The organism is Paenibacillus pinihumi DSM 23905 = JCM 16419, assembly GCF_000422505.1.
Taxonomy (GTDB): domain Bacteria; phylum Bacillota; class Bacilli; order Paenibacillales; family Paenibacillaceae; genus Paenibacillus_D; species Paenibacillus_D pinihumi.
Genome location: NZ_AULX01000020.1, coordinates 53,208 through 73,698, shown reverse-complemented (window position 1 = coordinate 73,698; position 20,491 = coordinate 53,208). Strand labels below are relative to the sequence as shown.

Here is a 20,491-nt window from a genome sequence, read left to right as displayed (position 1 = left end):
CCTGACCGCTTACTGTGGATGGGAGGCTTCTTTGTCACTGCTACTTGATCTTGCGGACTAGCCGGATGCTTAAATAGTCACACAGGTAGGTATAGTTATCCTGGGCGCACATTTCATCAACAGCTCTGGTCACCCCCGGCAGTTCCGCCCATTCATAGCCGGGGCATTCCTGGTAAGAGTAATCATGAAATGCTATGATTCCTCCAGGCACAACCCGTGAAGCATAATGCACAATATCATGTACAACCCCTTCATAGCTGTGGTCACCATCAATAAACAGGGCGGCAATTGTGGCCGGGCAATCGTCATAGGCTTCCTGGCTGGGTTTCTTTATCGGGATAACATGAGGTTCAAGACCGGCAGTGCGGATATTGAGGGTGAAATCTTCTTCATAGTTTGCAGGCAGAGCTGGATGATAGAAGGGATCAATGACATGAATGGGGCGTTTTTGTAAGGTCAGATTCTGGCTGCCGAGACCGAGCGCAATTGCGCTTTTTCCTTTGAAAGTCCCGATCTCGACGATCTCTCCAGGCAGATGGTCGACGAGCGAGGGTAAATGAAGCAGGGAGATCATTTCCAGCTCCATCAAAAATCCTTCTGTTTCTCGAACCTTTTGCACCATTTCTGAAATTCTGATTTTATTGTCGGTTTTCATGGCGTTAAAGTCACTCCTCGAGAGGTTAGTTAGCTGCTCATGAGCGAAAATCACCCCATACTCCTGCAGATGCTTTTGGATCAAAGACTGGTCCGCACCGTCAGGCCAATTGAAGTATGGCTGATTGCATACCCGCTCGTAGTAAGCCACCATTCCAAGATGCATATCTTCCTGGTATTCCTGAATAAATAGAAGCCGGTTCTCTTCAAATCCGGACAAGTCTGCTACGCCGCAGTCATGTACCGCCCAGGGATCAAATTGATAGGGGATTCCGACCTCATACCCAGCCCGGACAAATTCCATGCATTGTGACAAGTCATAAAAATGCCAATGTTGAAACAGATCCTCACGCCAGCGAATGTCAGTCTGCGTCATCATCAGCAAGCCGTCGACAACGGCGGTAGGCTGATAACCATGTTCCTTATCACAATTTTGGTATGAAAGCAGCTCCATTTCGCCGGAATGGCTGCCGCGTACCAGGCCGTAATTATCCCCGCAATCCCACCAGAGCGCACTAGAGGGAATGTAGGAAGCTCCGATAACCCCCATCAATCCAAGGTTGGGATTTCGCTGAAATATCGTTACCATGTCCTCAACAAAATCCGGATTCAAAATATGAACATCCTGGTGAAGATAAACTTTGTACTTGGCATCCGACTGCTCCATGGCCTTATTGTAGCCGGAGGTCATGCTTGCTGCTTTCTCTATAGGTATGATTTCCATTGTATAGCCTTTCGGAACATTCAGGGCTTTGAGATAGCGGAGGGATTCTTGCCAAACCCGATTCTGGTTTACACAGTAGATAAAACAGATTTTATTCGGGTCCATGCGTCCATTCACCTCGATTCATTCATTGAATCCTAATTCGCCATTTACATTGTATTCATGTTATTTCCATCGGGGCAGGGCATTTTGGATGGAATCCTGCTCTCGTAGTGGGTTCGGTATGCCTGTCTATAATCCGGGCGCTGCAATCATATCAACATTAAGGGAAGATTAAGGTTTTATATTTGATTTGTTAACTCGAAGGGTGTACAGTAATTAGAGAATAAAATGGGGCAGGCATTGCCCGGTAATGGAGATATGAAGAATATGGTTTTTGGTAAACGAAAGTTTGCATCCGGCATCGGCTATATACTGCCGCTGCTCTTACTGCCTTTTTTGACCCTTGCGATTACAGAGGTTGCCCACCGGTCCAGCTTTTCCAGCTTCTTCGGCTGGCTGGTTACCTATCCCGGCCAGTGGTTTTCAGGCTATTTGCTGCTTTTTGGGCTTTTGCTTGTGCTATTATTACTGCTGAAACGGGTCTACTGGGCTTTTATATTGCTTAGTCTGGCAAGTGTGACTGTCGCCACGATCAGCCGGATGAAGATGAAGTATCGCGGGGAGCCTTTGCTGCCATGGGATTTCAAGCTCGGCGGGGAGGCGCTTGACGTCTCGACGTTCTTCTCCTTTCAGGCTATATTTCATACGCTGCTGCCAATTGCAGTTGTTCTGGTGATTGGACTGGTTATGGTATGGAAGCTGCCATCTCCGAATTACCGCCTGGTGCCGAGACTGATATTGGCGGTTGCCGGCCTTGTGCTTGTGTTCGGAATGTTCGGCGGCACAATGAAGGCCAGACAGGTGTTCGCGCTGGAGGCGATCAACTGGGACCAGAGCATGAACTATGACCAGAACGGCATGGTTGTCGGGCTGCTGCTGAGCGCACAATACATGGAAGTTCAGGAGCCGAAGGAGTATGCTCGTGACGCGGTAGAAGCGATTCCTGTCACGAGTCCGAAGCTTGACCATGAGGCGCCGAAGGCACCTAATATTATTATGATTATGAGTGAAGCTTTTTGGGACCCGACCAGGCTTGAAAATGTAACCTTCAGCCGCGATCCGCTGCAGTTTTTCCACCAATTGGAAAAGGAATCGACGACCGGCAATCTGCTTGTGCCCGTCTATGGAGGCGGAACGGTCAATACAGAATTTGAAGCCTTGACAAGCCTGTCTACACAACTGCTGCCTTCAGGTTCAATTGCATATGCCAACTATGTGCGGACTCCGCAGGAGTCACTCGCTTCCATACTGAAAAAACAAGGCTATGAGACGACAGCCATTCACACGTATCACAACTGGTTTTACCGCCGGAATGAGGTTTACCGCCTGCTCGGCTTTGACCGCTTTGTCAGTGGGGAGTTCTTTAGCAATGCGGAGAAGCGAAGCGGCTATATTGCGGACCAGGAGATGTCCAAGCGTATTATTGAGGAAGTCAAGAATACGGACAAGCCGTCCTTTATTTATGCGGTGTCCATGGAAAATCACGGTCCGTACCGTCTGGGCAAAAATGAGGAGAATACGATCAAGGTATCCGGCTTGAGCGAGGAATCGACGAATATTCTGGAGACGTACGTCCAGGCCCAGACCGATGTGGATGAGTCGCTGAAAATGCTGGTGGATGCATTCAAGGACAGCGATGAGCCGACGATCATTGTATTTTTCGGGGACCATCTGCCGATGCTTGGAGAAGAATACAGCGTCTATAGGGAGGCTGGTTACTTCCAGGACAGCATCGACTATCAGGATTATCTGAAGATGTACAATGTGCCGTTCGTCATGTGGGATAATTTCTCTTCCGATCACCAAAATTATGATAATACGTATATCAGCGCCTTTCATCTTGCACACATGGCTCTGTCCAAGGCGGGTGCAAAGGGCAATGAGCTGACGGATTATTTGAGCGGCATGTTCAAAGAAGGCATGACCTTCCTGCCAAGAAAAGACTTCTATGGGCAGGCTCACATCAATGAAGAGATGCTGGAGCATTACAATCTGCTTCATTATGACAGGCTGTTCGGGGAAGGCTTCAGCTATCGGGGGGATCGGCCGGTAGCGAACGACCAATTTATAATGGGCAGCGGAACAATTGCGATTAATAAGGCTGAGAAGCTGGAATCGGTAGCGGATGGCTCGCCAGGGCAGAAACAACCTTCCGGACTGATCAGGCTGACGGGCAGCAACTTTGTATCCTCGGGCGTTGTGTATATCAATGGCAAAGTGGCAGAGACGACCTTTGTCAACGACGGAGAGGTTCACGCGAAGCTTCCGGACAAGATTAGCGGATCGTTAACAATCACCTTTCAGGTGAATGATTCGCTGAACCGCAAAATTGCCGGGTCTGAGCCTTTTGAGTTTACACCCTGAATGGGTTATCAAATAAAAGAGAGAGGGCATCATGCCCTCTCTCTTTTATTTGCCGCTGAAACTATTTATTTGATTTTTATCATGGCGGATCTTAAGAATTTACATGGTCAATATTCCTTGCTGTACAGGGGGTTTCAGTCCCCGGAGGCAGAAGAAGTTTATAATTGTGCCTGTATTCTTAAGAAAATATTTAAGGTTCGGTAAAGTTATATTTAGCTCTATCGCCTATATTGGTTCAGGTAGCGCATGATTGGCGCAAGTCGGTTTGAACAATACGGCGATGAACAGGTGTGGCTATGCAGACAATAGTCACATGGTAAATATAGGAGCTGATAAAAATGACAAAACCCGTAATCGATATCAGGCAGGTGTCGAAGCTGTACGGCGGCAAGCACGAAAATAAGGTTTATGCCTTGAATAATGTGTCCTTCACTATGGTGGAGGGTGAATTCATCGGTATTATGGGAGCATCAGGCTCCGGGAAAACGACACTGCTGAATGTCATTTCCACTCTGGATCAGGCGACAGAAGGGACAGTTATGATAGCCGGGACCGATATTACCCGGATGAAATCCGGGCAGTTGTCCGATTTTCGCGCCAAGCAGCTTGGATTTATATTTCAGGATTTCAACTTGCTCGACAATTTGACGGTGCATGATAATATTGCGCTGCCTCTTTCCCTGCAAGATGTTCCGGCAGCCGAGATTAAGCAAAAGGTGAAGCATGTGATGGAGAACCTCGGAATTGCTGAGCTTGCGGACAAATATCCGGCGACAATCTCCGGCGGACAGCGTCAGCGTACGGCAGCCGCCCGGGCGATTGTGCATGAGCCTGCTCTGCTGCTTGGGGACGAGCCGACAGGCGCGCTGGATTCGAAAAATGCCACCAGTTTGCTGGAAACAATGAAGAAGCTGAATGAAGAGCAGAACATTTCCATTCTGATGGTGACTCATGATGCAATGAGTGCAAGCTACTGCAGGCGGATATTGTTCATCCAGGATGGACGGCTGGTAAAGGAAATTGTTCGATTGGGACCGAGAGAGAGCTTTTATCAGGAAATTTTGGGCGTGCTCAGTGAATACGGCTCCGCGCGCAGCAGCGGGGAGTGAGGTGAGCAAAGATGCTGATTCAGCTCGCGGTATCCGGCATGAGGAGCAAGCTCAAGGACTATATCGTCCTTCTGGCAGGTCTGGTTATGTCGATTGCAATTTTTTATATGTTTCAGACGATGGCGTGGAACACCGGTTTTATTAAGGAAAATGCGGTTATTAACTCCATCCGGCTTGTTTACGGCGTAGGCTCTTTTTTGCTGGCGCTGGTCACTTTTTTCTATATATTATATGCGAACGGCTTTTTGCTGTCGCTCAGACAGCGGGAATTCGGCCTGTATATGATGCTTGGGGCGAGGAAGGAAAAAATCGGGCGGCTGATGCTGATCGAGACGATTGTTGTAGGCGTATGCTCTCTTGTGATCGGCACGGTGCTTGGGGTGCTTCTGTCCGTCGTAGTGGGACATCTGATGTCCAATATTCTGGAGATCGAGCTGTCAGGCTACTATCCGCTGTATTGGCCTGCGGTACTGTTTACCTGTTTGTTTTTCGGAGTGCTGTTTCTGATTTCTGCGGTATGGAACCGGCTGCGCCTGGCGAGACGGCAGGTGCTGCAGCTGCTGAACGGGAATATGCAGGCGGACCGTCCGGCCAGAGGCGGAGCAGCAAGAGTCTTGATGACGATTGCCGGTTGTATTTCACTCGGGATTGGCTACTTTTGCCTTGTCTTCATGGAACAGCTGCGGGAACTTGGACTGCTGACGGCGACTGTGATGACACCGCTGGGCACCTATTTGCTGTTCATGGCTTTACTGCCCGCGCTGCTGGACCGGCTGAAAAAGAATGAGAAGCGCATGTTGCGCGGCATGAAGTCCTTTACTTTCGGACAGTTAAGCTTCCGGATTCACGGGCTGACGAAAATGCTGGCGACTGTAGCGATGTTGATTGCTCTTGGTGCAGGTGCGATTGCCGGCGGATTGGCGTTTATGAACAATGCGCTGGTAGCGGCGGAAAGCTCCAGTGTCTATGATACCCAAGTGCACAATCCGAATCAGGAGCAATTGAGGCTGCTGAACTCCATTACCTTTACAGAAAGACTGGAGTACCATTATAAGGTGGATCATGAAATGTTGTACTTTGTGCAGGAGGAGCTGGAGAGCCAGCGCCCTCTTATCAAAGAGGAGTACAACAGCAAATCCTGGAATCGTCTGATCCGGATTCAGGGACCGCCTCCTGCCGGGTCCTCCTGGAATGGAGATTATTCACCCGATCCCCAGTGGAACCAGTTCCTGCTTGATATGACCCCAAATGACCAGCCATACGGAGAATATCGCGTTGTAAATAAGCAGCAGTTCGAGGAGCTTGCCTCGAAGGAACAACGGATTGTACTTGGCAAAACCGCAGATTTTCTGAGCTATAAGGCAAAGTGGCGGGAACTTGACCGGCTGGAGCAGGAGAAGCTCGATGCTGCGCAATCCAACTGGACGGTATACAGCAAATTCTCCATTTATGAAAATTACTTGGGCATCGCAAGCGGAACGGTATTTATGGGCTTTTTCCTCGGCATAGCATTTCTGACCATGATGGCGAGCTGTTTGATGTTCAAAATTTTGACAGGAGCGGCGAAGGATATTCAGCGGTATCAGATGCTTCGCAAAATCGGCGTCCGCAGGGAGCGTCTTGCCGGCTCCATCCGGCATGAGCTGCTGCTGGTGTTTCTGTTTCCCGGTCTTGCGGGCCTGTCCCATGTGCTGGTGGGCATGAATTTGTTTTCCTTCATTTTGGTTGAGCCGTACTATCGGATCTGGGTGCCGGTTGCGATATTTACAATGATTTATTCCGTGTACTACCTGATTACGGTCAACCTTTATCAACGGATTGTACTGCCTGGAAAGGAATAAAAGGAAACCGCCAAATCCACTTTTCGTGGAATGGCGGTTTTTTTCTGCGCGAAACGAAGCTTACGCGTGCTATAAGGACGACAAATTCCAATTACGCTAGGCTGAACATTTTGTTCCCTTGATAGTTAAATCTAAGATTAAAGCTGCGCTATTTACTGCAGGCCGGCTGCACGGTGAGGGCCATCAATCATAATCCGGGAAAGCTGCTGGGCCATATAAGCGGGGGGATGGGGAAGGCCCTGTTCCAGCCAGGACAAGATAACAGCCGTATAGGCTCCCGTTACATAGGTGGTAAGCAATTCGCGGGATACAAGGAGCTGTTCCTCACGGGGCTGCAGGGCAGAGATACTGTTCCTGTAAAACTGCTGAATGATTTCGGAGAAGCGTTGGGCGAAAAGAGGGACATATTTGAGCATCACGTGATAAAACTCTGCATGTTTGCCGATATGCTCAAACATAAGGATGTAGAAGCGGCTGGGATCATAAGCTGTTAACTTGTCTGCCTCCTGGTATTCAAGAGCAGCAGGAGCCATAATTTCCTGCTCGGCTAAAGTAATCATATCGTTCATACTGTGTTCAAGCAGTTCTTCCTTATCCCGATAGTGATAATAAAAGGTGGAACGATTAATGTCGGCGGCAGTCGTAATATCCTGTACGGTTATGGCGTGGTAGCCCTTTTCCGCTATGAGCTGGAGGAAAGCCTCTCTAATATAGCGGCTGGTTCGCCGTACACGCCGGTCTGACTTCATATTCTTTTGCAATTATGGACACCACTTTCATATGAAATGATCGCAACATTCTACACATTGGAGGGATATGACGGAAATTCCACAGAGCTGGCCAGATTAATGGTTGTTCCTTTCCTCCCGATTATTACAATAGAAATTGCAGATTGTTCACGTTAACAATCAAATCCATCGTATAAGAAATGGGGAAGGAACACAATGAGCCTAAATCCTGAAATCCGCGAGTTCCTGGAGCGTTATGCTGCTGCCGCTGCTGCATTGCCAAATGAACCGCTGACACTTGCCAAGCTTCGTGAATATTTTACATTCACTTGGTCGACAGACTGTCTGGAAACAGTGGGCAGCAATGAGAATCGAACGATCCCGGGACCGGCAGGGGAATTGCCTGTCCGTATTTATACACCTGAGAAGGAAGGACCGCATCCTGTTCTGGTTTTTTATCATGGTGGAGGCTTCGTATTGGGAGGACTGGACAGCCATGACTCCATATGCCGGATGATCACGAATGATGCTGAGGTAATCGTCGTTTCTGTAGATTACAGGCTTGCTCCGGAGCATCCGTTTCCGGCAGCAGTTGAAGATGCCTGGGCTGCGCTGGAATGGGTGGCACAGGCCGCTGCTGAAGGCCGGCTCAACGCAGACCCCTCCCGCATTGCCGTCGGGGGAGACAGTGCCGGAGGCAACCTTTCGGCTGTGATGACGAGATTGTCCAAGGAGCGGGGCGGCCCTTCACTTGCCCATCAGCTGCTGATCTATCCGGCTGTATCACTGGACTTTAGCACTCTTTTTCCATCGATGGAAGAAAACGCGGAAGGCTACCTGCTTACACTCGATTCTATCCGGTGGTTTTACAGTCAATATTTGAGGAGCGGGGAGGATGCACTGGATACTAGTGCTTCGCCGCTACTGGCAGCAGATTTGTCGGGGCTGCCCCCGGCTACTGTCATTACTGCACAATATGATCCGCTGCGTGATGAAGGAGAAGCCTATGCCAAGCGGCTGCAGGAAGCAGGGGTGGCGGTTGAATACAAATGCTGTGAAGGAATGATTCATCAATTTTTTAATTTGGCTTATGATAATGAGGATGCACGGTCGGTTATCCGTGAGGCAGCCGCAGCGTTGAAAGCCTCGTTCCATTCATAATACTGTTCAATAGGACATTTATGATGCAAGCAACATCAGTGTAATCCATAGGCAAACCGTTACGTTATATGAAGCGTGGGGAACTGACAAAAGTGAAAGCTTATTCGGATATGGCCACGTTTTTGAAAAAGCACATGAATTAGCGGGATAATCGGCAAATGCTGATGCTAAATACTCAAAGCCGTCGGGGTTAAAGAAGGCTTTGAAATATCCGCAGCAAAAAGAAAAAGATCGCTCTGCCCGGCAAACTGCCCGGGCGGTTAGCGATCTTTAAACACTTGTCAGGAATAACTATTCAAATTCCGGCCTTACTCGCCGTCCTGCTCATCAAATCTTACAACTGCGCGGCCGCCATAGACGATAATTGCAGCTCCAACGACCATCATTACAGCTATCAATGTTGCGTACAAGGCTTTCCCCTCCCTGTAGTAAAAGTGAAAAGGATGACTTAACGAAATCAAATTTCATTTGAATCCTTCCCCGTAAAGCATTGCTGTTCAAACCTTATATTACAAGCATAACGTATACACAGGGGGGTGTAAAATGAACATTCTGAAAATTTTTCATGTTTGAAACCGCAGCTCTCCATTATCCGTTTATAATTACAACTTCTTGTACCGTCCAATCTGTCTCCTGATAAGCCTGGGCAATGCCAAGCTGGTGAACAAGCGGCTTCGGCACGCGTTTTAACTGAAAAGTGGATGAGAAGGAATGTTCGAAAATGGATGGTGCCACCGCAATTTCATTCGGACTCACCCACCGGGCCATTGGCTGCTGGTGCTCTCCGCCCGCAAAGCCCCGCGCCTTGTCGAAGCCATCCCGGAACCAGGGATGCTCGTCATTCTTGGCAGCGCCGGGTTCATTCAGGCAAACATAAAGGGACAGATCGTCACAGAGCTGAAGCAACCGGAAGTGGGCGTATATCGTATCTTCGTCCATAGGTGGCATTTGAGAGCGGATTCGCTCCTGTCTGCGCTGCTCATCATTGCAAAAGTCAACAAATGCCTGAGGAACGGATGTCTGAAGGTCCAGAAAGGAGGCGAAATGCAGACTGCAAAGCAGAGCGGCATAGGGACTCATCTGTTCGATCTCATCGATGCCGAATCGGTAAAATGCCAGCTTGGGGAGCAGCGGATAGTCGATAAATGTGTAGGGTACAGACGCCGCATCATTCCAGATCGGGGTATCATCGAGCCCGATCCAGCATCTGTCATGCTCGCTGACTGCAATCATTAGATCCTCATAGAAGCGCTGATCGATGAAGAAACGCTGTTGAAAATGACGGGCAAATGCTCCTGAGAGCTGTCCGTGCTCATGCTGGGTTATCATTATAAACTCTTGTCCGGCATCACGAATAATCATGACTTGCAACCCCTTTCAATCGTTCAGGTTATAATTTGGATATTCCGGCAAAGCGTTGAACGGGAAAATCCCGGAAAAGACAGGCAGCCTGGGACAAGTAACGGCGCTCTTGGACCACGCAATCTGATAAGTACGCGTGCACACAGGCTGCTCAATGCGAATGACATGGAAGGCAGGATTTCCGCTTTTAATACATATAAACGGCTCATGGCTCGCTTCAATCAAGCTTATACTGCTGCGTTCGGCAAAAGAGTGATGATTGGGTACGGCGAGCATAATTTCTTCCGTAAGATGCCTTCAATATCCTTATGAATGACAGGGGAAAGGCAATGCAAAGATCCATCTCTCCTTGGCGAAGGCGTTAAGCCCTGTCCGTAGCCGGGATCTGTGAAATTTGCAGCTTGATTTCGGGGTTAATTTTTATTATAGGATATACCATGCAAGAACGCTACATGATGGATGATAAGGAAATCACTGCTGGAGAGAGGAAGGGCTTCTAACAAGTATTCCAGCTTTATGTTAAAATGAAGGATATTTCAACCTGACAGTTTTGTAGTCTGGCTTCACGGATAATTCTCTTTACAAGCAGGTGTTAATAATGAGCAAGGCTTATAAGGTTCCTATACACAAGCAGATTGCCGATATTTTTCGGACGCTGGCCTTTACGTACCGGGAAATCATAGTTTTCGAGTTAATTTATAAGACGCTAACGTTATTTATCTTCATTCCGGCGATTTCATTCATATTCCGCGGACTTCTCCGGCTGGGAGGGTTTGCGGGTGCAACCAATTATGAGCTGCTGCAATTTGTGATAAGCGGCTATGGCTTGTTATGCATGCTGATTTTGGTTCCCATTGCCACGCTGCTGATTTTTTTAGAGTTTTCCGTTCTCATTATCCTTTCTTATTACGGTCACAAAAGACAGCGGATCGGGCTTATCCCGGCGTTTTTGCAATCGCTGTCCTACCTTCCATCGCTGTTCAAGTATGGATTTCTGGGATGGGCGATCTATCTGCTGCTGTTTCTGCCGCTCGGTGCGGGATTCGGCGCTACGCTGCTGCCTTCCTTGGAAATTCCTAATTTTATCTCGGGCGAGCTGTCAAAAACAGTCGGAGGAGCACTGCTGCTTGCCGGTGTGCTCGGTGTTATGCTGTTTTTCAATGTCCGCTGGACTTTTTTGCTTCATGTTGTGGTGATCGAGGGGGTGGCAAGCTTTTGGAAGGCGGCGAAAAAAAGCGTTGCACTCCTTAAAAAAAGATATATCCGCATAACTGTGGTCATCGTGTCCGTATTGCTATTGTACATGATCGTTGTCATTCTACTGCTGGTATTGTTTATGGGCGGGATTGGCCTTCTATATTTCCTCTGGGAGAAGCAGACGGTATTTGCAGGTCTTGTGAGGACCGTTGCCTTGAAAAGCACTGTACTATCCTTCTATCTGGCGACGCTATTTTTTATGCCGCTTTATATTACGACGCTTACCCGGATATACATGGCGAAAGCAGATCCGGATCATGCCATGCTGCAGCTTCCCGAGCCCAAGAGCAAGGAAGACCGTTCTATTCAGAGTCAAGGACTGCTTCTCAAGCATAAAAGAAAACTGATCGTACTTGGCACTGTTATTGTGTTTGCAACGGCACTTGCTGTCCTGCCGGCTATCGGTGAATTGGACATGGCGGATCAAAAAGTTGAGATTATGGCTCATAGGGGATACATATCCAAGGGGCCGGAGAATACGATCGAAGCGATTCAGGGCGCTATTGAGGCAAAAGCGGATTATGCAGAAATCGATGTATTGGAGACTAGGGACGGTGATCTTGCCGTCATACACGATACGAATCTAAAGCGGCTCACAGGTGTTAATGCCCAGGTGTATGATCTGACGATGGATGAACTAAAAAAACTGGAAGTGAAGCAGGGAAGTTTGACAGGGCGGATTAGCAGCCTGGCAGAAGTAATGGATATGGCCCGGGGCAAAATAAAGTTAAACATTGAAATCAAAACACATGGAAATGAACAAAATCTGGTGGATACATTTACCCGGATTGTACGCGAAAATCATTTTCAGGAGGAATGCGTTGTACAATCGCTTGATTATGAAATTGTGCAGCAAGTCAAAGCCGCGGCACCAGAGCTTCAGGTGGGGTATATTATGTTCGCCGGTGTCCCGGATATGGGACGGATTCATGCCGATTTTGTCGTTATGGAAGAATATATGGTCAAAGAATCGGTCATTGCTTCGGCGAGACTGCATCACAAGCCTGTTTATGTCTGGACCGTAAATAATAAAGAAAGCATGACACGATTCTTCAGCATGGGTGTCGACGGTATCATAACAGATTACCCTGAGGATGCGATTGCCGCTGCAGAAGAGCTTAGTATGGGGCCGCTGGCGGCGTTGACCCAGTGGCTGAATAATTTAAAGTTTTTATAGGGAAGGGCAATTTGATTCTACAGGAAGGGTCTCTCCAATTTGAAAGCCCCGCAAGCTTCTGCATAAGCAAAAGCTTGCGGGGCTTTGTCTTAAATCAGAAGCGGTTTTGGAACGGATGCCTGATAGAGGAAGTGCGGTGCAATATCCCCTGGATGATGAATGTGAAGTGGTCCCCATGCAGGATTCGTATCATGCATAATCTTCAGCAGTGCCAGCATCCGGTCGAAAATGATTTGCAGGTCGGCATTCTGGGTAAGACCTTCAGTCACAGCTGCTGCGGCAACATGGGCTGCGTAGTAGCCTGAACGGAATTCGTCATCAAGCGGGACAAAAGTTTGCAGCAATGGACGCAGGACGCCAACAATCTGTTCATCCTGATTTCTCCAGTTTTGAATTTCATCCAGACTGTGATTCTCAAGGCTGCTCAGTTTCGTCTTCATAATGGTCTCCGCAACGATGCGGGCCGAGCGCTTGGCTGTTTCCGGATCAACTTCCCGGCCGTTCAGGCGGATGGACGATAAATCCTTATTTGTTTCGGATTCAATGATTTGTGCCCAGGCAGCGGAATCATCGAACTCGAGCAGGGAGGTGGCGTACGCGCCCAGATAGCCTCTTAGAATATCAGCGGGATGCGGATCATTTGAAGATCCATTGTTTTGAAGCCGGGCATCCCCTGATATTGCCGCGCGAATACCACGGAAATAGCCGATGAGCCCAATAGCTGCCGCCGGGCCAAGGTTAAGGACTCCGAGCACATCCGATGCTGTCTCATCAATGCGCGAAGCCCAGTAGTCCGGCAGTCCATGTCCGATATTCTGGCTGGCTAATGCGGTGTGTACTTTCTCAGACAGTTCCTGCAATAAGCCCTCGTCCGCATGCAAAATATCATGGCCGCATACTTCATGCGGAATGCTGGACCAGGATAATAAGCCGGTATGGGCATGTACCGGAGGCAGACTTACAACAGCCGTTTTCAAGCCAAAGCTGCTTGTCGCATCGATGGGCCAAGTATAAGGCCCGCTCTCCGGCTGTCCCCATTTTACAAGCGGCGGAATAATGCTGTAATCCGGCGGCTTGATGCCAGCCCGGTCACTCGCACTAAGGAATCCGTCATAAAGATCACTTACAACCTCCTGAAATGCATCAGAAGCAATAGCATTATAGCCTTCGGCGTTTTGCAATATGCTTTGGGCAATATCCAGCATCAGCCTTGCGGTACTGTTTCGCTTCGGATCTCTAATGAGAATTTGCATAAAGCCTTGCTGTCCCAACTCATCCAATGTTTTTATAAACGGATTCACGACGGCATCCTGATACAATTTCGGAAGCTTGTCCTTTGCTGCTTGCAGTCTGCCTCTCAATTCATGGAAATCAAGGATATCTGGCGGGCCTTGCAGATTAGAGAGTACTGCTTTCTTGATGTCCTGTACACAGGCCTGCATATTTGAAATATCCGGTTTCGTCAAAGAAGTGATCCGGTTCCGTTCCAATATTCCCTGCATCATGTGTTCCTCCGATATCTTATAATTTTGATAAAACTTCAGGCTGCTGATTTGGAATCCATAGTCGTCCGGCTTCCGGTGATGCGCCATCACGGAATGTCAGAGTGTACAGATCCGGGGATGTTACAGTACCTAATACAAATTCAGGGGCATAGTGGCGGAGCAATAAAGTAAGGGTTAGCCGATGGGTAACGAGAAGAAAGGAATGATGTCCGCTATGGCGTAATTGCTCCATCAGATTCGCAACTCGCATAATGACCTGTTCCTCACTCTCCTCCTCGTCAAAACCTCTTACTCCTTGTTCACGAAGCCGGCTCTCCGGGGGTTCAAGCTTTATTCCAAGCTTCCGTTCAATTATTTCCGCCGTTTGCCAAGCCCGCAAATAAGAACTGGAAATCAGGCGGGCAATTTGCAGGCCCTCAATGGAGGCTAAGAACTCAGCGAGCATCTCTGCCTGCGTGATTCCTTCTGCGCTTAGTGGAGCATCCTTCGCATTGGAAACGGCTTTTCCGTGCCGGGCCAAATAAAATACTGTACTGCTCTCCATGTCAAACACCATCCTTTAGCCGCTTGCCGCATACTGTACTAGTTTTAGACGAAGCCAACTTTTCGCCCCAGAGTATAATGCGTAAATTGACAAGCGCACATACAATCCTTAAATTGGGATGATGTAGACGATGAGTATTCCTGCACGAACAAAAACGCCACTCTCTTTCTTTGAAAGAATGAGAGTGGCGTTTTTATAATATTTCAATTAAATTCCTAATTTTCTGCTGCGGTAAGCTGCCAGAATAGCAGGCCAATCCGTCTGAATAATATCAATCTTCTTTTCAAACAATTTTCCCCATCCCAGGTCAGGGTTTTGAATAACGGATACATCGTCATCCAACCGCGCATACAGGACTACATTGTCATCCAGCGTAATTGCGTTCACCCATACAAATAAGTCCAAGCTGTGCAGCCGCTGGATAACGTCATCCTGAAATAAAGGATGGGACTTGGTATCTGCAATCAACTCGATGCCCACTACATTGAGATTTGGATAGCTTAACGTCAGTTCAATGTCTTCCACGGAATGCACGATTGGCATGAACATATATTTCGTCCCATAGTCGTTCAGGAATGCCAGTTGCTCCTTGATGACGGGCCCTTTTAACAGGATTTGCCGGGCAACCTGAAATTGGTCGAGGACAGGCAGCAGCTCAGTCCAATAATCCCATGCTCTGTCGATATTGATCATGACAGTTTGGCCTTCAAAGCAGGCAAGAACATCCTCCAGGCGGTCTGCTTTATAGTTCACTCTTTGATAATTGCTGTTGACGTACTCCAGATTCTGAATTCGGGCCGAGTCCATCGTTTTAATATTATCGTGCTCGTGGAAAAGCTTGTCCTCCATTCCGTCATGGAAAATATAAAACAATCCGTCTGTGGATTGAATCACATCGAGTTCAATGATATCTCCGCCTTGCTGAATTGCAGCCTTAAAAGCGGGAATGGTGTTCTCAATTATATTGCCGCCAGGGCTTCCCCGGTGTACGGCAATTAAAACTTGAAGCTCATCCAGTTTTTGATTCAACAAGCTGTTCATGTCCAAATATTCTTTTTTTCCTGTCATAAGGCTCCCATCCTCATCTCTGATTTGAACTATCGCCATCGTAACATCTAAATTTGGAACGTGTCAATATTGAAAGTATGCAATGCTTGTTTTCGTACAGACTAAAATAAGTTAAGATGGAAGGGACAATGTTGAGGCATATTTAGGGAGGTCAACGGTTGAGATGCCAACGATTAAAGATATCGCAAGAGAAGCAGGGGTATCACATGGCACAGTCTCGAATGTGTTAAACGGCAAAGGAAACGTAAGTGTACGAAAGATTCAATTGGTTGAAGAAGCAGCCCGGAAATTAGGATACAAAATCAACTATAAAGCGAAATCTTTAAGATCAGGCGCAACCAATTCCGTATCCATTATCATTCCCAGCATCGAGTCTGAAGAATATGCGCAAATGTATAGGGGTTTAGATACGGCACTAACGAAACTGGGATATCGTACCCACTTATATACAACTCATGATCTGCCGAATAACGAGAAAAATGTGATTAAGGAAATTGCAGAAGAACGTGTAACGGGAATTGTGACGATTTCCTGTCTGGATAATGCCAATGAATATTATTCGGAAATGAGCATTCCAAGAGAAAATATCCTCTTTGTCAACCGGGAGCTGCCCAATGCCGAGAAATTTATTTCTTTTGATTTTCATAAAGCAGGAGCAGAAATCGGAACATTCATAACGGACAACCAATATGGCTCGGTTGGCATTTTCTCGGATGAAGTCAAATTTTCCAATGAAAAAACATTTGCCGATGCGATCGCACAGCATTTAAAGGGGCAGGATGTGAAAATCATTCATGTGCCTTTGAACCAGTCCTATGAAAAGTCGTTTGAACTGTTCCAGGAGGAACTTCCCGAAATTATTGTGACTTCAAGTCTGAGTAAAGCTTATTTATTGAAAACGGCGCATGTTTTTGGATCGGTACAGGCCGCGCCCAATATTTTAAGTCTTGGGGCTGTACAGCCTATGTATGTAGACAAACTTATGGTCTATCATCAAAATTATCAATTGCTGGGACGCGAAATTGCGAATTTGCTCATCAATCAGGTCAACCAGAATTATAAAATTAAAAATAAAATCCTTTTGGAGAATGACGGAATCAGGCATTGGGACATTACCACTCAAGAGAATAAGGAACGCTCGCTTTCGATTTTGACGGTGACAAGTCCGACAACTGATGCACTCTTAAAGCTGCTGCCGCATTTTACAAAGACTACAGGCATCAAAGCATCCTTGACGATCAAGTCCTATGATGAGATTTATCAAATCATCAATGATAAAGCGGATATTCACGACTATGATGTAATCCGGATGGATATGGCGTGGCTCCCGTGGTTCGGGAAAGATATTTTTCAGCCATTGATACATTTGAACCGCCAGCTGGATCAGCTCATTGATGAGCTTCCCCAGCAAATCAAAAATAATTACTCACAAATTGAAGAGACCATCTATGCGATTCCTTTTGACCCGAGTATCCAAATGCTGTTCTATCGCAAGGATTTATTTGAAGACCCAAAGATTAAACGCATGTATTATGAGAAGTATAAAAAACAGCTGTCCCTGCCTAAGGATTTTGAAGCGTATAATGAATTGGTCCAGTTTTTTTCCCGCTCGCAGTTTGTACCGTCCCCGACAGCGTATGGGGCCAGTGTAACATTGGGCAAGCCGGAGCTCATTGCTCTGGAATTTCTGACCAGGTATTATGCACTCAACGGCAAGCTGGTCCGTGATAAAGGGATGGAATTGAATAAAAAGAAAGCGGTCAAAGCGCTCGGCAGCTACCTGGAAGTGGTCAGTGTCGCCCAGCAGCTTGATGAAACGTGGTGGGGAGAGGCGGTCAACAGCTTTGCCAGAGGTGAAACCGCCATGGTGATCGGGTTTATGAACCACGTCTCCAGAATTGCACATAGTGATTTCGGCAATTTTATCGGCTCAGCTCCTGTGCCCGGCAATAATCCGTTATTGGGTGGAGGGGTAATCGGCATTTCCAAGTATACGGACAAGCTGGATGAGGCCGTGCGCTTTTTAAATTGGGTCAACACCATTGAAATCGCCGAACAAATCAGTTTGCTTGGGGGAACAACGGCCAATGCCAAAGTAAGCAATAATCAAACGATAAGCGCACTGTATCCTTGGCTCTATGAAGTGAGCAAAACAAATTTTGCAGGTGTGCGTGACACGAAATTTTCAGACGGCAAAGGGTTCAATGCGAAGCAATTCGAACAAATCGTAGGCCAGCAAATTGAACGTGTGTTAAGCGGTGCTATAGATGCAGAGCAGGCCATTGATCAAATCAATCATGATTTATCCGTATTCTTCCATGACTCCAAAAGTTAGTTCCAATTCATGATCGTCCTCATCAGGGACGGTCATTTTTTTTGTTGCGGGAACATTCTTTGGTTCAAAAATCCGGTATGTAAAGCGATTGTAAAACGCATGTTAATTGTTTGTAGCCTTATTGACGGTGAGAATGGCGATACCTATAATGGGGACTGAAGAGAGAAAATGACACGTTCCAATTTTGAGGAGGTGCCTAAAAGAAGCGATCTGTTGTTCATGTCTGAGACAGTTGATTAGCGTGGAAAAGAACTTGGAAAAGAATGAAATTCAACCAACAAAGGAGTACACACACGTGAGAAAACCACTGTTGATTGTATTGAGCTTCGTCTTGTCTGCATCGTTGCTGTTATCGGGGTGTGCGAGTACGAATCAGGCAAATTCAGGTGAAGGCGGCCAAGCACCTGGCAAGACGACATCTGCCGATGCCGGCAAGGATGGAACAAAATCGCTTGTTGTCTATTCGAACTCTTTATCTGACGGAAGAGGCGATTGGCTGAAAGAACAGGCATTGGCAAATGGATTCAAGCTGGACTTCGTTGAAGCTGGCGGCGGGGATATCGCAAATCGTCTAATCGCTGAAAAAAACAACCCGGTTGCAGATGTTGTATTTGGATTAAGCACCATCAATTATGAGAATTTTAAAGAACAAAGCCTGCTGGAGGCGTATAAGCCGGTGTGGGCATCGGAAGTTGCCGAAGGCTTGAACGACAAGGAAGATTATTACCATGCACTGGTAAAGCAAGCCATTGTGCTGATATATAATTCGAAGCTGTTCGATGAAAAAACGGCGCCCAAGGATTGGACCGATCTCTGGAAAAAGGCCGAATACCACGGGAAATATGATGCCCCTTCGACATTTGGAGGCGGAACTACAAGAGCGGTGCTTGCAGGTATTCTGGTACGCTATCAGGATCCGAACGGCCAGTACGGCATTTCCCAGGAGGGCTGGGATGAAATCCGGGATTATTTGAAATTCGGCTACCATCAGGCCGAAGGTGAAGATTTCTATGCGAATCTGGCCAGCGGAAAAACCCCGTTTGGCCCGATGTGGTCAAGCGGCATTCAATCCCGTGAGGAACAGTATGGCGTCAAAGCTGGAGTTGTTAAGCCGGAAATCGGTGTTCCTTATATTGTAGAGCACGTTGCAATTGTTAAAGGAAGCAAAAATTTGGATACAGCCAAACAATTTGTTGACTGGTTCGGAAGCGCTGAGGTTCAAGGGGAATGGGCCAAAAAGTTCTCCAGTCTGCCAGCCAATGAAAAGGCTCTGGAAGCCGCCCCTAAAGATATTAAGGATTTGGATGCTTCATTGAAAACACAGCAAATAGACTGGCAGTTTGTTGCGAAAAATATGGATAAATGGATCGAAAAAATTGAGCTTGAGCTGCTGCCGTAGATTTTTATAAAGGACATTCATGCAGCGGGTTCTGATTATGGACAAGTTCTATAACGGACAAGCAGAGCGGAACCCGCCTGCACGAGTGTTATTTTATTCGAATTCGTATGCAAAGGACGCAAGGAGTGGGAACCATGATTGAATTTAAAAACATAGAAATTAACTACGGGAATTTTGCAGCGATTAGAAATTTGAATCTTGAGGTAAAGGAAGGCGAGTTTTTCACGTTATTGGGACCCTCCGGATGCGGCAAAACAACAACGCTAAGAAGTTTGGTCGGATTCGTCACGCCTACAAGCGGTTCAATCTTTGTTAAAGGCGCGGATATTACGAACGTACCCGTGGAAAAAAGAGAAATCAGCATGGTGTTTCAAAATTATGCCTTGTTTCCAACGATGAATGTGTATGAGAATATTGCGTTCGGATTACGAGTGAAAAAAATGACCAAAAAACAAATCGATGATGAAGTAAGAGATATTGCCGACAAGGTTGATTTAAACGATGAGCAATTAATGAAGAAGGTTTCTGAATTATCAGGCGGGCAGCAGCAGCGTGTGGCCATTGCAAGAGCACTGGTATTAAAGCCAAGTATTCTGGTCATGGATGAGCCGCTGTCCAATCTGGATGCAAGCCTGCGTGTTCAATTGAGGAAAGAGCTGAAACGAATTCAAAAGGCATTCGGAATTACGACGATCTATGTTACGCATGATCAGGAAGAAGCGCTGACGCTGTCGGATCGAATTGCTGTTTTTAATAAAGGAATTGTGGAACAGGCAGGTACGCCTTATGACATCTACAATTATTCGGCTACTGAATTTGTATGCAACTTCATCGGGGACATCAATAAACTGGCGCAGCCTGTTTTGGAGAAAATAAACCTTCAATCCGCCAAACCGTTTGATTTGAAGAAGGCTGCATACGTGAGAACGGAGAGAGTGCATACAGCTCTTAAAGATACGGGCAAGGACTTTATTCAGTTAAAAGCCAAAGTCGTGGACATTGAATATTTTGGCCTCTATACAAAGTATGCGTTTGATATCGATGGGGCTGTCATTAAAAATATTGAAAAAGAGGACGGCATGACCATCTATTCAATAGGTGATGAGCTCGATCTGTATCTTCATTCTAGTGACATCATGCAATTTTAGGAGGAACAACCTG

15 protein-coding genes are annotated in these 20,491 nt (G+C 47.0%); 8 read left to right on the top strand and 7 right to left on the bottom strand.

Translation table 11 applies throughout. The annotated features are described in order from the left end of the window. Nucleotides 1–40: 40 nt before the first annotated feature. Entirely contained in the window at nt 41–1,483 is a 1,443-nt protein-coding gene (locus tag H583_RS35155) for a glycosyltransferase (RefSeq protein ID WP_051236078.1), read from the bottom strand. Between the two features lie 264 nt (nt 1,484–1,747). Between H583_RS35155 and H583_RS32080 the strand changes: the two genes are divergently transcribed. The 3 genes from H583_RS32080 (at nt 1,748) to H583_RS0106150 (ending at nt 6,794) form a co-directional block, all read left to right on the top strand. Further along, entirely contained in the window at nt 1,748–3,844 is a 2,097-nt protein-coding gene (locus tag H583_RS32080) for an LTA synthase family protein (protein WP_051236076.1), read from the top strand. Between the two features lie 338 nt (nt 3,845–4,182). Next, nucleotides 4,183–4,953, top strand: coding sequence for an ABC transporter ATP-binding protein (locus H583_RS0106155; RefSeq protein ID WP_028559703.1), 771 nt, complete (start codon nt 4,183–4,185; stop codon nt 4,951–4,953). A gap of 11 nt (nt 4,954–4,964) precedes the next feature. Then, entirely contained in the window at nt 4,965–6,794 is a 1,830-nt protein-coding gene (locus tag H583_RS0106150; protein ID WP_028559702.1) for an FtsX-like permease family protein, read from the top strand. Between the two features lie 152 nt (nt 6,795–6,946). Here the strand turns inward: H583_RS0106150 and H583_RS0106145 are convergent, their stop codons facing one another. Further along, nucleotides 6,947–7,555 (bottom strand): TetR/AcrR family transcriptional regulator, encoded by a 609-nt coding sequence (locus tag H583_RS0106145; RefSeq protein WP_028559701.1) that lies wholly within the window; start codon nt 7,553–7,555, stop codon nt 6,947–6,949. Nucleotides 7,556–7,738: 183 nt separating this feature from the next. On the opposite strand from H583_RS0106145, the gene H583_RS0106140 reads away from it, so the two are divergent. After that, nucleotides 7,739–8,683: an alpha/beta hydrolase gene (locus H583_RS0106140; RefSeq protein ID WP_028559700.1), complete on the top strand. Its 945-nt coding sequence runs from the start codon at nt 7,739–7,741 to the stop codon at nt 8,681–8,683. Nucleotides 8,684–9,271: 588 nt separating this feature from the next. Here the strand turns inward: H583_RS0106140 and H583_RS0106130 are convergent. Together H583_RS0106130 and H583_RS0106125 are read right to left on the bottom strand one after the other, a co-directional pair. After that, complete coding sequence (locus H583_RS0106130) at nt 9,272–10,045, bottom strand: DUF3891 family protein (RefSeq protein ID WP_028559699.1); 774 nt, start codon at nt 10,043–10,045, stop codon at nt 9,272–9,274. 15 nt (nt 10,046–10,060) lie between these two features. Continuing rightward, nucleotides 10,061–10,321, bottom strand: a complete 261-nt coding sequence (locus H583_RS0106125; RefSeq protein WP_028559698.1) for a hypothetical protein — start codon at nt 10,319–10,321, stop codon at nt 10,061–10,063. Between the two features lie 322 nt (nt 10,322–10,643). On the opposite strand from H583_RS0106125, the gene H583_RS32075 reads away from it, so the two are divergent. Continuing rightward, entirely contained in the window at nt 10,644–12,479 is a 1,836-nt protein-coding gene (locus H583_RS32075) for a glycerophosphoryl diester phosphodiesterase membrane domain-containing protein (protein ID WP_051236073.1), read from the top strand. Nucleotides 12,480–12,568: 89 nt separating this feature from the next. On the opposite strand, the gene H583_RS0106115 is transcribed toward H583_RS32075, so the two are convergent. From H583_RS0106115 to H583_RS0106105, 3 genes are all read right to left on the bottom strand, one after another. Then, the gene (locus H583_RS0106115) at nt 12,569–13,984 is read right to left on the bottom strand and encodes a hypothetical protein (protein ID WP_245585853.1); all 1,416 of its coding nucleotides are present in this window, start codon (nt 13,982–13,984) and stop codon (nt 12,569–12,571) included. 16 nt (nt 13,985–14,000) lie between these two features. Next, the gene (locus H583_RS0106110; protein ID WP_028559696.1) at nt 14,001–14,528 is read right to left on the bottom strand and encodes a phosphoglycerate mutase family protein; all 528 of its coding nucleotides are present in this window, start codon (nt 14,526–14,528) and stop codon (nt 14,001–14,003) included. 207 nt (nt 14,529–14,735) lie between these two features. Beyond that, the gene (locus H583_RS0106105) at nt 14,736–15,596 is read right to left on the bottom strand and encodes a glycerophosphodiester phosphodiesterase family protein (protein WP_161631191.1); all 861 of its coding nucleotides are present in this window, start codon (nt 15,594–15,596) and stop codon (nt 14,736–14,738) included. Nucleotides 15,597–15,759: 163 nt separating this feature from the next. On the opposite strand from H583_RS0106105, the gene H583_RS0106100 reads away from it, so the two are divergent. The 3 genes from H583_RS0106100 (at nt 15,760) to H583_RS0106090 (ending at nt 20,478) form a co-directional block, all read left to right on the top strand. Continuing rightward, nucleotides 15,760–17,931, top strand: coding sequence for an extracellular solute-binding protein (locus tag H583_RS0106100; protein WP_028559694.1), 2,172 nt, complete (start codon nt 15,760–15,762; stop codon nt 17,929–17,931). A gap of 295 nt (nt 17,932–18,226) precedes the next feature. Beyond that, the gene (locus H583_RS0106095) at nt 18,227–19,330 is read left to right on the top strand and encodes an extracellular solute-binding protein (RefSeq protein ID WP_028559693.1); all 1,104 of its coding nucleotides are present in this window, start codon (nt 18,227–18,229) and stop codon (nt 19,328–19,330) included. 134 nt (nt 19,331–19,464) lie between these two features. Further along, the gene (locus tag H583_RS0106090) at nt 19,465–20,478 is read left to right on the top strand and encodes an ABC transporter ATP-binding protein (RefSeq protein ID WP_028559692.1); all 1,014 of its coding nucleotides are present in this window, start codon (nt 19,465–19,467) and stop codon (nt 20,476–20,478) included. Nucleotides 20,479–20,491: the final 13 nt, after the last annotated feature.

Bases quoted from the DNA above. Each gene is read 5' to 3' on its own strand.
- H583_RS35155 (WP_051236078.1), bottom strand. From the start codon at position 1,483: ATGGACCCGAATAAAATCTGTTTTATCTACTGTGTAAACCAGAATCGG.
- H583_RS32080 (WP_051236076.1), top strand. From the start codon at position 1,748: ATGGTTTTTGGTAAACGAAAGTTTGCATCCGGCATCGGCTATATACTG.
- H583_RS0106155 (WP_028559703.1), top strand. From the start codon at position 4,183: ATGACAAAACCCGTAATCGATATCAGGCAGGTGTCGAAGCTGTACGGC.
- H583_RS0106150 (WP_028559702.1), top strand. From the start codon at position 4,965: ATGCTGATTCAGCTCGCGGTATCCGGCATGAGGAGCAAGCTCAAGGAC.
- H583_RS0106140 (WP_028559700.1), top strand. From the start codon at position 7,739: ATGAGCCTAAATCCTGAAATCCGCGAGTTCCTGGAGCGTTATGCTGCT.
- H583_RS0106130 (WP_028559699.1), bottom strand. From the start codon at position 10,045: ATGATTATTCGTGATGCCGGACAAGAGTTTATAATGATAACCCAGCAT.
- H583_RS0106125 (WP_028559698.1), bottom strand. From the start codon at position 10,321: ATGCTCGCCGTACCCAATCATCACTCTTTTGCCGAACGCAGCAGTATA.
- H583_RS32075 (WP_051236073.1), top strand. From the start codon at position 10,644: ATGAGCAAGGCTTATAAGGTTCCTATACACAAGCAGATTGCCGATATT.
- H583_RS0106115 (WP_245585853.1), bottom strand. From the start codon at position 13,984: ATGATGCAGGGAATATTGGAACGGAACCGGATCACTTCTTTGACGAAA.
- H583_RS0106110 (WP_028559696.1), bottom strand. From the start codon at position 14,528: ATGGAGAGCAGTACAGTATTTTATTTGGCCCGGCACGGAAAAGCCGTT.
- H583_RS0106105 (WP_161631191.1), bottom strand. From the start codon at position 15,596: ATGACAGGAAAAAAAGAATATTTGGACATGAACAGCTTGTTGAATCAA.
- H583_RS0106100 (WP_028559694.1), top strand. From the start codon at position 15,760: ATGCCAACGATTAAAGATATCGCAAGAGAAGCAGGGGTATCACATGGC.
- H583_RS0106090 (WP_028559692.1), top strand. From the start codon at position 19,465: ATGATTGAATTTAAAAACATAGAAATTAACTACGGGAATTTTGCAGCG.